Source organism: Haloprofundus marisrubri (assembly GCF_001469955.1).
GTDB lineage: Archaea > Halobacteriota > Halobacteria > Halobacteriales > Haloferacaceae > Haloprofundus > Haloprofundus marisrubri.
The window spans coordinates 218,005-231,118 of sequence record NZ_LOPU01000018.1; the positions used below are offsets into that span (position 1 = coordinate 218,005).

13 protein-coding genes are annotated in these 13,114 nt (G+C 63.0%); 8 read left to right on the forward strand and 5 right to left on the reverse strand.

Annotated elements, in window-relative coordinates; all coding sequences use genetic code 11:
* Positions 1–105 precede the first annotated feature (105 nt).
* The gene (locus AUR64_RS06810) at positions 106–888 is read right to left on the reverse strand and encodes an aldo/keto reductase (RefSeq protein ID WP_058581835.1); all 783 of its coding nucleotides are present in this window, start codon (positions 886–888) and stop codon (positions 106–108) included.
* 124 nt (positions 889–1,012) lie between these two features.
* Complete coding sequence (locus AUR64_RS06815) at positions 1,013–1,369, reverse strand: DUF7344 domain-containing protein (protein ID WP_058581196.1); 357 nt, start codon at positions 1,367–1,369, stop codon at positions 1,013–1,015.
* 94 nt (positions 1,370–1,463) lie between these two features.
* Between AUR64_RS06815 and AUR64_RS06820 the strand changes: the two genes are divergently transcribed.
* Both AUR64_RS06820 and AUR64_RS06825 read left to right on the forward strand, forming a co-directional pair.
* Positions 1,464–2,159: a helix-turn-helix domain-containing protein gene (locus AUR64_RS06820; protein WP_058581197.1), complete on the forward strand. Its 696-nt coding sequence runs from the start codon at positions 1,464–1,466 to the stop codon at positions 2,157–2,159.
* A 124-nt stretch (positions 2,160–2,283) separates the two neighbouring features.
* Positions 2,284–2,850 (forward strand): YdcF family protein, encoded by a 567-nt coding sequence (locus AUR64_RS06825; RefSeq protein ID WP_058581198.1) that lies wholly within the window; start codon positions 2,284–2,286, stop codon positions 2,848–2,850.
* A 150-nt stretch (positions 2,851–3,000) separates the two neighbouring features.
* Here AUR64_RS06825 and AUR64_RS06830 read toward each other — a convergent pair whose 3' ends face one another.
* A complete protein-coding gene (locus AUR64_RS06830) occupies positions 3,001–4,371 on the reverse strand; it encodes a geranylgeranyl reductase family protein (protein WP_058581199.1) in 1,371 nt (456 codons plus the stop codon).
* A gap of 117 nt (positions 4,372–4,488) precedes the next feature.
* Here AUR64_RS06830 and AUR64_RS06835 point away from each other — a divergent pair, with 117 nt between their 5' ends.
* On the forward strand, positions 4,489–5,136 hold the full coding sequence (locus AUR64_RS06835) for a DUF6517 family protein (protein WP_058581200.1): 648 nt from the start codon (positions 4,489–4,491) through the stop codon (positions 5,134–5,136).
* A 48-nt stretch (positions 5,137–5,184) separates the two neighbouring features.
* Complete coding sequence (locus AUR64_RS06840) at positions 5,185–5,538, forward strand: hypothetical protein (protein WP_058581201.1); 354 nt, start codon at positions 5,185–5,187, stop codon at positions 5,536–5,538.
* 346 nt (positions 5,539–5,884) lie between these two features.
* On the opposite strand, the gene AUR64_RS06845 is transcribed toward AUR64_RS06840, so the two are convergent.
* Both AUR64_RS06845 and AUR64_RS06850 read right to left on the reverse strand, forming a co-directional pair.
* Positions 5,885–6,751, reverse strand: coding sequence for a 2-oxoacid:ferredoxin oxidoreductase subunit beta (locus AUR64_RS06845; RefSeq protein ID WP_058581202.1), 867 nt, complete (start codon positions 6,749–6,751; stop codon positions 5,885–5,887).
* A complete protein-coding gene (locus AUR64_RS06850; protein WP_058581203.1) occupies positions 6,748–8,505 on the reverse strand; it encodes a 2-oxoacid:acceptor oxidoreductase subunit alpha in 1,758 nt (585 codons plus the stop codon). Before AUR64_RS06850 ends, AUR64_RS06845 begins: the two co-directional genes overlap by 4 nt.
* A gap of 238 nt (positions 8,506–8,743) precedes the next feature.
* Here AUR64_RS06850 and AUR64_RS06855 point away from each other — a divergent pair, with 238 nt between their 5' ends.
* From AUR64_RS06855 to AUR64_RS06870, 4 genes are all read left to right on the forward strand, one after another.
* Positions 8,744–9,376, forward strand: coding sequence for an FAD-dependent oxidoreductase (locus AUR64_RS06855; protein ID WP_058581204.1), 633 nt, complete (start codon positions 8,744–8,746; stop codon positions 9,374–9,376).
* Between the two features lie 84 nt (positions 9,377–9,460).
* Positions 9,461–10,981 carry an ATPase domain-containing protein gene (locus AUR64_RS06860; RefSeq protein ID WP_058581205.1) on the forward strand — a complete coding sequence of 507 codons (1,521 nt, stop codon included), beginning with the start codon at positions 9,461–9,463 and terminating at the stop codon, positions 10,979–10,981.
* A gap of 36 nt (positions 10,982–11,017) precedes the next feature.
* Entirely contained in the window at positions 11,018–12,691 is a 1,674-nt protein-coding gene (locus AUR64_RS06865; protein WP_058581206.1) for a bacterio-opsin activator domain-containing protein, read from the forward strand.
* Between the two features lie 47 nt (positions 12,692–12,738).
* A complete protein-coding gene (locus AUR64_RS06870) occupies positions 12,739–13,089 on the forward strand; it encodes a DUF7344 domain-containing protein (protein ID WP_058581207.1) in 351 nt (116 codons plus the stop codon).
* Positions 13,090–13,114: the final 25 nt, after the last annotated feature.

Genomic DNA, 13,114 nt, shown 5'->3' on the forward strand with positions numbered 1-13,114 from the left:
AGAGTGTCGTACCGGGTGATGTGAATTTTGTGGGTCGGCGGTGTCGCACCGCTCCGGAGGCGAGAGTCGAAAAGAAACCAGCCGCAGTACGCCGTTTTCGGGCCGTTACCAGGGGGCGAACCCGGGGTCGACGCGTCGGTCGGTGCGGTCGATAGCGTCGATTTCGGCGATATCCTCGTCGTCGAGGTCGACGGACAGCGACTCCCAGTTGTCGCGGATGTGGTCTTCGCTCGTCGCCTTCGGAATCGCGGTGACGCCTTTCTCCCGAATCCAGGCGAGACTCACCTGGAACGGACTCGCGTCGTGTTTGTCGGCGATAGCGGAGATGGTCTCGTCGTCGGCGATTTCTCCGCGGGCCAGCGGCGAGTAGGCGACGAGTTCGACGTCGCGGTCCGCGCAGTGCTCGCGGAGTTCCTCCTGCGGGAGCAGCGGGTGGAGTTCGACCTGATTGGCGAAGATGGGTGCCTCGGAGTGTTCGATGGCCTCGTCGACGTGTTCCGGTTCGAAGTTGCTCACGCCGATGCGCTTTATCAGACCCTCGTCGTACAGTTCGTTGAACGCCTCGAACGTCTCCTCCGGGTCGTACTCGCGGGCCGGCCAGTGGATGTACAGGAGGTCGACGTAGTCGACGCCGAGGTCGTCTAAGCTCTGTTTCGTCGTCTCGACGACGTCGTCGTACGCGAGATTGTCTATCCACACTTTCGTCGCCAAGAAGATGTCCTCGCGGGGGACGTCGGCGGCAGCGATGCCGTCACCGACTTCGGACTCGTTGCCGTACGCTTGGGCGGTGTCGATATGTCGGTAGCCCATCTCCAACGCCGTCTGGACGGCGTTTCTGCACTCGTCGGAGTCCGTGTTCTCCCAGGTTCCGAGACCGAGCATCGGCATCCCGTTTGCGAGTGGTACGTCTTCACTCGTGAGTTCCGGTCGTTGAGACATGTATCGAAACGAAAGGTCCAGACGCCAAAAGCGGTTGTGGCCGTCGTAGATGCTGCCGGCAGTCCCGGTTGGTTTAGGGCCACCGACCCGGAAGCGAGTCGGCGTTGTCGTCGAGCAACTGGAGCACGGGTTCGACCTCCGACAGCGCCGGGCCGCGACGTATCTCGCCGGTCGTCTCGTCCCACTGGACGTAGCCTGCAGCCACCAGTTTCGGGAGGTGGACGTGGCGCAGTTGCGTCTGGACGCGCCCCCGGTCGACGCCCCACACGGCGGCGAGTTCCTCACTCACCGTCCGTTCCTCCCGGGGGCTCCGTTCTATGAGGTCGAGGAGTAGCCATCGGCGCGTGGTACTGGCGAGTGTGACGAACACCCCGTTCAGTTGCACTCGCGGCGGAATCGCCTCCGTCGTCCGTGTGTCGTCGTGGGTCAAGTCAACGGCCTCGATTGCCGTTCATACCAAGTGATGATTCGTAGTCTGCTTGTTCAGTACGGACGGTTAAGTCCCGTCGGCTCTTCTCGGGGGTATGGTCGTCGTCGCCGAACTCGAAATCCCCGCGGACGCGTTCGACCTCGGCCGCCTCTCGCAGGTGACCGACGGTATCCACGTCGAACTGGAGCGCGTCGTACCGACCGGAAGCGACGGCGTGATGCCGTTTTTCTGGGCGAGCGGGCCGGAGCACGATACGGCCGAGGCGGCGGAAGCGTTCGAGGTGTTCGAGCGAGCGGTCCGAGACGCCGACGTCGTCGAGCGACTGACCGCCGTCGCCCGCGTCGGTGACCGAGTCCTGTACCACATCGTCTGGGGAGACACTGCGGCCAACCTCACCGAGGTGCTCGTCAGCAGCGAGGCAACGATTCTGGAGGCCCACGGCGACGACCCGTGGCGGTTCCGTCTCCGCTTCACCGACCACCGTGGACTTCGGGAGTTTCACAACTACTGTCTCGACCACGATATCTCGTTTCGGGTCGAGCGTATCTACACGCTCGACGAGGAGCAGGACGCGAAGTACAACTTCGACCTCACGCCCGAACAGCGGAGCGCGCTGACGCTCGCCGTCGAACACGGCTACTTCGGCGTTCCTCGGGGAATTTCGCTACAGGAGATAGCCGACGAACTGGGTATCAGTCAGCAGGCCGCCTCCGAGCGCGTTCGCCGGGGTGCGGAGACGGTGTTACAGAGCGTGTTGCTCTCGAAATCGGCGGCGGATTTCGAAAACTGAAGACGTAGGTGTCCTCTTTGCAAACCACGTTGGAACACGAGGCCGCTCGTTTCTCGTCGGAGTCGGTATCGGCACCGGAGTCGACGACACAACAGTACTTGTTCGCCGCCGAGAGACGACGAGTATGGTCATCGTCGTACTCGGCGACCGACTTCGGTCGGACTCGATTCACCCACATCTCAGACGACGCGTCGACACCGGCATCGAGGCTCTGGAAGCGACCGACGCGCGGTACCTACTTTTCACTGGCGCGGCGACGAACCCGGAGGTACCGCGGGCTGAGTGTGAGGTGATGGGCGAATACGCCGGCTCACGCGGCGTCGACCCCGAACGCATCCTACTCGAAGACGAGGCACACGACACCCGCGGAAACGGCTACTTCAGTCGTCTGTTGGTCGACGAGCACGCGCCCAAGACCGAGACGGTGTCCGTCGTCAGTTCCCGAATGCATCTCCGGCGAGCGAGATACATCTTCGAGCAGTGTTTCGGCGGCAGGTGCGAGATAGACGCCAGCTACGCGGTCGACCCCGACCCGGACTACGACGATTTCACCGAGTCCGAGATTCGCCGCCTCCACGAGGAGGACCGAGAGTTCTTCGACAAAATTACGCCGGGTGATACTGATGCAATTCGACGACGACTCGCCGCCGGCGACCCGGCGTACGCGTGGCTGGCCGGAGATTGGGAGTGAGCTGAGTAGCTGTGTACGGTGCGGTGCGGTACGATTCGAGAATGTTGTTCCGCGAGCGAGGCCGCAAGGCCGAGCGAGCGGCCCTTTTTCATCGACGTTTTTGCAAGCGGGGGTGCGCGAAGCGCACCCCCCGCAATAAAAAGGTCGCTGTTAGTACTTGGGGTCCGCACCGGTGATACTGTACACGTCGTCCATGATGTCGTCGCGGACTTCGCGCCACGTCTCGAACCCGCCCGGCCGCGACGGATAGCGGTCGTAGTGCTCCTTCAACTCGTTGGCTTTGCTGCGGACGCGAGCCAACTCGAACAGCGTGTCCCAGTGGCCGAACGTGTTCACGAGCGTCCGCAGTTTCAGACCGAGGTTCATCGAGTCGGTGCCGCCGCGGCCGACGGCGTCGGCGAGTTGCTGGCCGGGTACCGAGGTGACGATACCGACGAGTTCGTCAACGTCGTGGACGCCGCCCCAGATGTTGTAGAGGTCGATGGCGGCGAAGCGCTTGCCGAAGTCGGTCATCACGTCGTGGTTGTACATCCACAGCGCTTCTTCGCTCACGTCGCCGTCGCCGATGGCGGCGATGGCGCGATTGGCCGCGCGGTGAGCGGACTTGGCCGCGCCGGGGATACCGCCGCCGGTGGTCGGATTGACGTGACCGGCAGCGTCGCCGACGGCAACGAAGCCGTCTGCGACCGCCGAGTCGTACGGGCGTCGCGTGGGAAGCGCCGCGCCGAGTTTGTCTTTCACCGTCGCGCCGGCGAACTCGGCGCGTCCACGAATGTCCTCTTTGAGCGCCTCGACGAGCTTCATCGGCTCTTTGTTCATCTGGAAGCCGAGACCGACGTTGATTTCGGTGGCCGTCCGCGGGAAGTACCAGAGGTAACCCAGTTCCGCGGTCGGCTTGAAGACGATGGCGTCGTCCCACTCGACGGGGTTGGGGATGTCGACGACTTCGCGGTACGCCGAACAGAACTGCGAGTAGTTGACGTTCGTGTCGAACGTCGTCCCCGAGAAATCGGTCTTGTCCTGTAGCAGTGAGAGCGCACCCGCGGCGTCGATGGTGACCTCCGCTTCGTAGTCGATGGCCTCACCTTTGCGCTTGGCGCGAACGCCGGTGACGGTGCCGTCGTCGGCCTGTGTCACGTCTTGGACGACGGTGTCGTAGTGAATCTCCGCGCCGGTTCGTTCGGCCTCTTCGAGGATGATTTCGCCGTAGCGTTTGCGGTCGAGCACTGCTCCCGGTTCCGACAACGGGATATCGAGTCGCTCGCCCGCGGGACTCTCGAACACCGCGCGCCGGATGTTCCGGTTGGTGAACGACTCCTCTTTCAGGTAGTCGAGGTCGATGACGTCCGGGAACGAACTCTTTCCTTTGATAGCGTCGCCGCAGGCGATGTGACCCGCCTCCTCGGACGACTTCCGCTCGATGATGACGGTGTCGAGCCCCGCAGAAGCCGTCGTCGCGGCGGCGAAGGCTCCGGCGGTGCCTCCTCCCACTACGACGATATCGTACGTATCCGCTGGCATAAACGGGTAGTTCCCCGTGGTCTCATAAAAAACGCGTGCATCCGCTCACGTTCAGTGACCTGTTTCGCCGCTGTCCATGGTAACAAGAGATTTGTTCACACACGTCCTGCAGACTGTATGCGACGCACACCGTTTCTCCTTCCGGCGGTTGTCCTCCTCGTCGTACTCTCGGGGTGTGTGGGCGGAGACGCGCTCACGCTCGAATCGAACCCCGCATCGATACCCGACGAGGCGTTGGCCGAAACCGGGTACCAACCCGGCGAGAGTCGCTCGGTCGTCGTCGAGCGACAACTCGGCATCGCTGGCACTGAGACGAACGTGACGCTCGTCGGATGGCTCTCGTCGTACAACCGTCCCGACGGTGGTGCGTCCGTCGTCCTGCTCTCGACACCGAACCCCAACGTCGCCGGTGTCTCCGCGAACCCGCTGGCCGGAGAGACGAGCGACGAACTCGTCGAACGGCTTCTCGAACAGTCGAACCGGGTCACCGGTGACTCGGTCGGCGAACTCCGACGCGTCGGCGAGACCAATCGAACCGTCCTCGGCGAGCAGACGACTGTCGTCACCTACGAAGCGAGCGTGAGAACTGACAACCTCTCGGTGGACGGGTCGTCGGCGTCGAACGAGTCGATACCCGTCCGGTTCCACGTTGCGACAGTAAGCCACGGTGACGACGTCGTCGTCGCGCTTGCGATGCATCCTGCTGACCTCGACGAAGAAGACGCGCTGCTGTCGCTGTTCGAGCGCATCGAACACGAGGGTTGAGACGAGACACAACAGAACACCTACGGTTCTCGACTATGCACGGGAGTCATGGTCTCCGTGTTCGTCTCCGAAACCGTTCTCTGTACGCCGGGCGGCCCCGGAACGGAGACGCTAGTGAGTGTACTCCTGCTCGGTTTCGGTCTCGTCTGGACTCGGGCGAACCGAGAAGAGCCGTGGCTCGGCAACCACGACGCAGCACTCGCGGTCACCGCCGTCGCAGCGCTGGGGAGTTTCGTCGTCTCCCTGTTCGGACTTTTACTGGTGGGCGTCTTCGACGACTTGCTCGGTTACGGTGGATTCGGCTGCGGCGTGCAGTGGCAGTATCTCCCCGGAATCGTCGTTTCGTTCGTCGCCGTTTTCCTGTTACTCCGAACAGGGCAACGGATTCGACGGACGAGATAACGACTACCGGGACTCGGTAGTCAGAACGGAACGCATTTGATAGCGAACAGACGGCACAACTGAACGTTCGACTCGCGGAGCGGCGTGCCGTACACCTGCTTCGACCGACCCCACGACGACTCGTCAACGCACGGGGTGTCTGGTCCCGTCTTCGCTGATAAACCCTCGTCACGGTGCGGTCGCTGGAGATGGTTGAGATCGCTGAAGCAGTAGCAGTGGCTGTGCGGTGCAGTTAGCGGACAAGCAGTCGCACCGCGAGCGAGGCGGATGCCTCGCTCGCGGCCTTTTTGGTGCAGATTTTTGCAAGCGGGGGTGCGCGAAGCGCACCCTCCGCAGCAAAAAGGTGCTAGTAGAACTCGCGCACGAGGTCCATCGCGTCCTCGGGTGCGCCGTCCGGAATCTCGGACATGTTCTCGGTGAGGCCGTGCTGCTCCTCGTACGGCACCGAGTTCTCGTTCTGGTAGATGACGCCCTGGTACTCCTTGGAGGCGTCGAGGATGCGGTCCTTCGCCTCGTTGTAGTCGTGGCGGTCGTAGTCGTCGTCTTCGGCGAGGTCGACGAGGTTGTCGCGGAAGTAGTCGTACGTGTCGACGTCGTTGAACGTCACGCACGGGCTGAACACGTTGACGAAGCCGAAGCCGTCGTGTTCGATGGCCTCCTGGACGATTTCGGCGTGTCGCATCGCGTCCGAGGAAAAGGACTGTGCGATGAACGTCGCGCCCGCCGCGAGCGCCAGCGCCATCGGGTTGACCGGCGGTTGTTTCGGCCCTTCCGGCGTCGTGGAGGTCTCGAAGTCCTCCCGGGAGGTCGGCGAGGCCTGACCCTTCGTGAGACCGTAGATACGGTTGTCCATGACGACGTACGTCATGTCGACGTTGCGGCGGACGGCGTGGACGAAGTGGCCCGCGCCGATGGAGTAGCCGTCACCGTCGCCACCCGCGACCATCACTTCGAGGTCGGGGTTCGCCATCTTCACACCCGCGCCGACCGGCAGCGCGCGGCCGTGGACGCCGTGCATCGCGTAGCTGTGCATGTAAGTACCGATTTTACCGGAACAGCCGATGCCGGCGACGACGAACGTGTTGTCGGGGTCGTTGCCCGTGTTCGCCAGCGCCTTCATCATGCCGTTCATCGTCCCGAAGTCGCCGCACCCGGGACACCACGTCGGCTGTTTGTCGGACTTGAAGTCGGTGAATCGAACGTCTGAGCTCATGCGGTAATCTCCTGTGAGAGCGTCTCTTTGATGTCTTCGGCCAGTTCGTCGGCCTTGAACCGGACGCCGTTGTATTTGTTCACACGCTTGACACGGGTAAGCGCGTCGTGTTCGAGGATGTCGGCGAACTGCCCGGTGTTGTTACACTCGACGACGATGACGTCGTCGGCGTCCTCTATGACCTCCGAGAGGTCCGGACGCGGGAAGATGTACGGCACCGAGATGAAGTGGACGTCGATGCCCTCCTCTTCGAGGAAGTCGATGGCTTCGACCATCGCACCCTCGTTCGAACCCCACGAGATGACGAGGTTTCCTGAATCGGTGTCGCCGAACTCGCGGTACGCCCACGGTTCGCGTTCCTGTGCGGTCTCGACCTTCCGGTTGCGCTTGTCGACCTGTTCGACACGCATGTCGGTGTCCTCGGTCCGGCGACCGAGTTCGTCGTGTTCGAGACCCGTCGACATGTGCGCGCCGCCGGACGTGCCGGGGAACGAACGCGGACTCACGCCGTCGTCGGTGAGCGCGTGCGGTTTGAACTGCTCTTTCTCGTTCTGCCACTCGCCGATGGTGTCGTCGTCGACGACCTTGCCGCGGTCGATTTCGACGGCGTCCATGTCGAACTCCTCGGGCGCGAACGTCTGTTCGGTGACCGCCATCGCCAGGTCGGAAGCAAGGTAGACAGGTGTTTGGTACTTCTCGGCGAGGTTGAACGCTTCCACGGTCTTGTGGAAACACTCGGCGACGGTGGTCGGTGCGAGCGTGAAGCGCGGAATCTCGCCGTGGCCGCCGTACACCATCTGGTTCAGGTCACCCTGCTCCTGTTTGGTTGGCATCCCCGTCGAGGGGCCCGAGCGCATCACGTCGACGATGACCAGCGGCGTCTCGCTCGTCGCGATGAGACCGAACGTCTCGGTCATCAGGTCGATACCCGGACCGGACGTCGCGGTCATCGCGCGGGCACCGGCGCGTGCGCCACCGAGTGCGAGGTTGATGGCCGCGAGTTCGTCTTCGGCCTGCACGACGTGACCGCCGTACTGCTCGATACGACCGGTGAGATACTCCATCACGTCCGTTGCGGGCGTGATGGGGTAACCGGCGTAGAAGCGGCAGCCAGCGGCGAGTGCGCCCATGCCGATGGCCTCGTCACCGTTGAGCAGAACGTAGTCGTTGTCCGTGGTTTCGAGGTCGTAGTCGAACTCGTGGTCGTAGTTCTCGTGGACGTAGTCGCGTCCGGCGCGGGCAGCCTCTTTGTTGTTGTCGACGATGGCCTGACCCTTGCCGCCGAAGCGCTTCTCCAGCGAACTGTCGAGATGTTCGATTGGGAAGTCGGCGACGGCGCACGCCGCACCGAGTGCGACGACGTTGCGCATGATAGCGCCACCTTTCTCCTCGGCGATACTCTGGAGAGGAACGTCCAGCCCGACCATTCCCTCCGGAATCTCGACGCCCTGCATCGTGGTGCGCTCACCGTCGTAGACGATGACGCTGCCCTCGTGCAGTTCGTCGAGGTTCTCGTCGATGGTTCGCGGTGTGAGCGCGATGAGTACGTCGAGTCGGTCCACGACACTCTGCACTTGGTCGACCGAGGTTCGGACCTTGTACGCCGTGTATCCGCCGCGGATACGAGACGCGAAGTCCTTCGAGGTGAACACGTGCCGGCCAGCCCGTGAGAGTGCCTGGGCGAAAATCTTCCCCGTAGAGTCGATGCCATCGCCAGCCTCTCCGCCGATGGCCCAGTTGAAGTCCGCAGGCATGCTGGTCGGTGCTTTCCTCGGACGAATCAAAAGCCTTCTGAAAGGAGCGGTTCGGTTTCGTCCCGCATTCGGGCGTTTTTGCGCGGCAACCACTGAAAAGGCCTCCACTTTCGAACCAACTCAACGACGGATTTACACCCGACACCACTCGAAGTTGAAAACCGTCTCATCCGCCGTGTGTTGCACGCACTGACGAGAGTGGGAAGCCACTTTGTGGTGGCCGTCGAATCGGCCGGATATGGACGCAACCGTCGCCGTCACCGAGGTCAACTCGGTCGGCCCCAACACGGTCGCTATCGTGCTCGAATCGCCCGACGGGTTCGACGCTCGTCCCGGCCAGTTCGTCAAGCTTTCGGCCACCGTCGACGACGAGGACTACGCGCGCTTCTACACGCTCTCCTCGCCCGACGCCCACGACACCTTCGAGATAACCGTCGGCGTCGACCCCGAGGAAGCCGGCCCGTTCAGCCAGCACCTCCTCGACCTCGAAGCGGGCGACGAACTCGATATCTCCGGGCCGTTCGGCAACGAGTACTACGAAGACGAGTCGACTATCGTCGTCCTCGCCGGCGGACCGGGCGTCGGCGCGGCCGTCGGACTGGCCGAACGTGCGCTCCGCGACGGTGGGTCGGTTGCGCTCGTCTACAAAGACGACGCGCCCGCGCACGAGGAACGACTCGCCGACCTCCGTGAGCGCGGTGCGACGGTCGTCGTCACCGACGGTGACCTCGCCGACCACGTCGACGACGTCCACGACGACGACGCGCAGGTGTTCGTCTACGGCTTCGCCGACTTCGTTCAGGAAGCCGCCGACGCCGTCGACGCCGCCGGCGGCGACCCCGCCGACGCGAAAGTCGAGAACTTCGGCTAACTGTCGACACGCCGACTCGTCTGGTGTCGCAAACGCCGTCGTTCCCCGTAACGGCAAAATATCAGTAGCGTACTATTGCAGACGATGGAAGAGGTCAACCACGAGTCCGCCGGCGAACGTTCCACCACGAAGGAGCGCGTCTCGGCTGGTATCGGTGGACTCGACGACGTATTACACGGTGGGTTCGTCCCGAACCGAACGTACATGGTGCGGGGTGAACCGGGTGCCGGCAAGAGTATTCTCGGAATGCACTTTCTGCGCGCAGGCCTCGACGCCGGCGAATCGGTGCTCTATATCAATCTCGAAGAATCGACCGAGAACGTCCGAGAGAACGCGGCGTCGTTGGGTATCGACCTCGACGGCGTCAAGTTTCTCGATTTGAGTCCCGACTCGGAGTACTTCGCGCAAAACCTCTCGTACGACATCTTCAGCCCCGACGAAGTAGAGAGCGAGTCCGTCACCGAGGAGATAACCGAACGCGTCGAGGAACTCAACCCCGACCGACTGTTCATCGACCCGCTGACCCAACTCCGATATCTCGCGCCCGACGACTACCAGTTCCGAAAGCAGGTGCTGTCGCTGATGCGGTTTTTCAACGTTCAGGGTTCGACGGTGCTTTTCACCGCGCAGGCGACGCAGACGAGACCGGACGACGACCTCCAGTTCATCTGCGACGGGACGCTCCAACTCGCCCACGAGGGCCGACGCCGGTCGCTCACCGTCTCGAAGTTCCGTGGGTCGGGGTTCGAGAGCGGTCCCCACACGCTCACCATCGACGGAGATGGCATGTCGGTGTATCTGAACTCGCTGCCGCGAGTTCCCGACCACGACTTCGAGAGCGAGACCATCTCCTCGGGCGTCCCCGAACTGGACCAGTTACTCCACGGCGGCATCGAGCGTGGTACGGTGACGATTCTGACCGGCCCGACCGGTGTCGGAAAGACGACCACCGGCATCCAGTTCATGAAAGAGGCCGCCGGCCGCGGCGAGCGCTCGGTCGTCTACCTGTTCGAGGAGACGAAGCGAACGCTCGCCGAACGTAGCAGCGCGGTCAACATCCCCATCGATGAGATGCTCGACCAAGGCACGCTCGAAATCGAGGAGATGGAACCGTTGGCACAGACACCCGACCAGTTCAACGAACAAGTCCGACACGCAGTCGAAGCGAACGACGCCGAAATCGTCATGATAGACGGTGTCGTCGGCTACGAGTTCGGGCTCCTCGGTGGCGAAGACGAACTCGTTCGTAACCTCCACACGCTCTGTAAGTACCTCAAGAAACGGGGAGTCACGGTTATCCTCATCAACGAGGTCCAGAGCATCACCGGCGATTTCCAAGTTTCGGGTGAAGGGCTTAGTTATCTCGCTGACAATATCGTTTTCCTGCAGCATCTCGAACTAGCAGGAGAGATGCGCAAAGCGGCCGGCGTGCTCAAGAAGCGGACGAGCGACTACGAGCGGCAACTACGTGAGTTCCGCATCACCGAGTACGGCGTAGAAATCGGGGAACCGCTGACGGGACTGCGCGGTATCCTCAGCGGTCGACCCGAGCGGCCGACCGGAACGGACGGTCGAAACGACCGACAGAGTACGAACCATGAATAACCAGAGACGAGGGAGACGCACGAGGCGGAGTCGGTCATGAGTGACCGTCTTCTCGCCGGACAGACCGCGAGCAATGTGTCCCGACCGAAAGGGGCCCGAATCCTGCTCGCAGTCAGTCACGACGAGAACCGGTCACTGCTCGCCCGAACGCTCGAATCCGACCACGACGTCGTGGAAGTTCGGCCCGAAGAGGTGTCGGCCGAGGACGTCGACCTCTGCATTCTCGACCCCGAGACGCTGTCGAGACACGCCGATGCACTCGAAGCGCTGAAAGACGACGCCGGGGCGCTGCACCTCCCGCTTCTGCTCGTCGTTCCCGAGCGGAACCTGAGCAACGGCGACGTGTGGCGACAGCTTGACTCGAAGTTCTCCTTCGGCGTCGACGACCTGATTCGGACACCGGTATCGAAAACCGAACTGCGTGGCCGTCTCCAGTCGTTGCTCCGCGTACGACAGCAGTCGGTGTCGCTGGACCGACAGCGGGAGCGACTCGACCGACTCAATCGCGTCAACTCGGTCATCCGGGAAGTCAACGCCGCGCTGGTCGGCGCGAAGAGTCGAAAAGAAGTCGAAGAACGCGTCTGTACCCGACTCACGAACGCGGGGCCGTACTGTTACGTCCGAATCTGTGAACCGCGCGCGACGCGCGACGCCCTCACCGTGAGTACGAAAGTCGGTGACCTCGTCGACCCGCCGCTGCCCGAGACGACGACGAACGGCGACCGCTCGCAGCGGACCGCCGCGTGGCGTTCGTTCACCGGCCGGGAGACGCTCTCGGGCGGCCTCCGCACGGAGGACTTCGTCGAGTTCGACGACGACGACTCCATCACGGCGTGGCGACAGTGGGCCGACAGCGGCGGCGTCCGCGGATTCGCTTGCGTGCCGATTCGGTATCGGGACACCGTCTACGGGGTGTTGGAGGTGTACACCTCCGAAACGGACAGCTTCGACGAGGAGGAGCGGTCGGTGCTCGACGAACTCGGGCAGACCATCGGCCACACCACGAACGCCGTCGAGAGCAAACGGTTGTTGCTGACGAGAGGTGCGACGGAAGTCGAACTTCGAATCGACGACGGCGACGACCCGGTGCTCGAACTGGCCGTCGCGTCGAACGTCGAACTGCGACTCGAAGGCGTCACCGGAAGCGACCCCTCCGTCGAGTACTACACCGTCGACGGTGACGCGGAGGCGCTAATCGACAAAGCGGCGGAGACGCCGGGAATCGTCCGCTCGCGTATCGTCCGCGAGAGCGACGAGGGAGCGCTCGTCGAGTTAGTGTTCGAGGCTGAGTCCATCGCCGAGGCGCTGACCGACCTCGGCATGACCGTCGACACCATCGTCGCCGACGGCCGCGGTGCGTCCGTCGTCGCCTTGTTACCGCAGGACGGCGACGTCGGAACCGCACTGCGCGGCCTCCGGGAGCGCTACGACGCCGTCGAACTTCGCTCGCGTCAGCAGGTCGAACGCCGCCCGCTGACCGAGGAGGACTTCGTTACCGCCGTCGAGTCGGAGTTGACCGCGCGGCAGCGGAGCGTCCTGAAGGCGGCGTATCTGGCCGGCTACTTCGACCAACCACGGGAGAGTTCCGGCAAGGACGTGGCGTCGTCGCTTGATATCTCGTCGGCGACGTTCCACCAACACATCCGCGCAGGTGAGCGGAAACTCGTCTCGAAACTGTTTGAAAAAGTGACACTCAGTGGAAGCACCTGATTATTTTGGTAGTCGTACTTTACAGATACGACTCATCAGTATCGGTCATGAGTTCCCAAGAAGTCTCAGCGGACACCGTGACGTCGGACAGCCAAGAGACCAGAGCGCTCCTCGACGCCCTGTCGAATCCGCGCCGCCGTCATCTGATTCACGCACTGTCGGAGCAACCGGGCCCGGTCACGGTCGACACCCTCGCCGAGGCGGTCCACCGCCGCGAGGCCGACGCCGGCGAGACCACCCACCCCGAGCAGATTGCCATCTCGCTGCACCATCTCCACCTGCCGAAACTCGACTCCCGTGAGTTCCTCGACTACCACCCGGCGCGAAAAGAGGTCGTCCCGACGCACGAAACCGACGACGCGAGTTACGCGCTCGTCTCCGCCGGGTTCCACGACTGAGAAAGTAGACGGCTCGTTCTCCGGA

Excerpts from the sequence above, each read along its gene's own strand:
- AUR64_RS06810 (WP_058581835.1), bottom strand. The coding sequence starts at position 888 with ATGCCGATGCTCGGTCTCGGAACCTGGGAGAACACGGACTCCGACGAG.
- AUR64_RS06820 (WP_058581197.1), top strand. The coding sequence starts at position 1,464 with ATGGTCGTCGTCGCCGAACTCGAAATCCCCGCGGACGCGTTCGACCTC.
- AUR64_RS06825 (WP_058581198.1), top strand. The coding sequence starts at position 2,284 with ATGGTCATCGTCGTACTCGGCGACCGACTTCGGTCGGACTCGATTCAC.
- AUR64_RS06830 (WP_058581199.1), bottom strand. The coding sequence starts at position 4,371 with ATGCCAGCGGATACGTACGATATCGTCGTAGTGGGAGGAGGCACCGCC.
- AUR64_RS06835 (WP_058581200.1), top strand. The coding sequence starts at position 4,489 with ATGCGACGCACACCGTTTCTCCTTCCGGCGGTTGTCCTCCTCGTCGTA.
- AUR64_RS06840 (WP_058581201.1), top strand. The coding sequence starts at position 5,185 with ATGGTCTCCGTGTTCGTCTCCGAAACCGTTCTCTGTACGCCGGGCGGC.
- AUR64_RS06845 (WP_058581202.1), bottom strand. The coding sequence starts at position 6,751 with ATGAGCTCAGACGTTCGATTCACCGACTTCAAGTCCGACAAACAGCCG.
- AUR64_RS06850 (WP_058581203.1), bottom strand. The coding sequence starts at position 8,505 with ATGCCTGCGGACTTCAACTGGGCCATCGGCGGAGAGGCTGGCGATGGC.
- AUR64_RS06855 (WP_058581204.1), top strand. The coding sequence starts at position 8,744 with ATGGACGCAACCGTCGCCGTCACCGAGGTCAACTCGGTCGGCCCCAAC.
- AUR64_RS06860 (WP_058581205.1), top strand. The coding sequence starts at position 9,461 with ATGGAAGAGGTCAACCACGAGTCCGCCGGCGAACGTTCCACCACGAAG.
- AUR64_RS06865 (WP_058581206.1), top strand. The coding sequence starts at position 11,018 with ATGAGTGACCGTCTTCTCGCCGGACAGACCGCGAGCAATGTGTCCCGA.
- AUR64_RS06870 (WP_058581207.1), top strand. The coding sequence starts at position 12,739 with ATGAGTTCCCAAGAAGTCTCAGCGGACACCGTGACGTCGGACAGCCAA.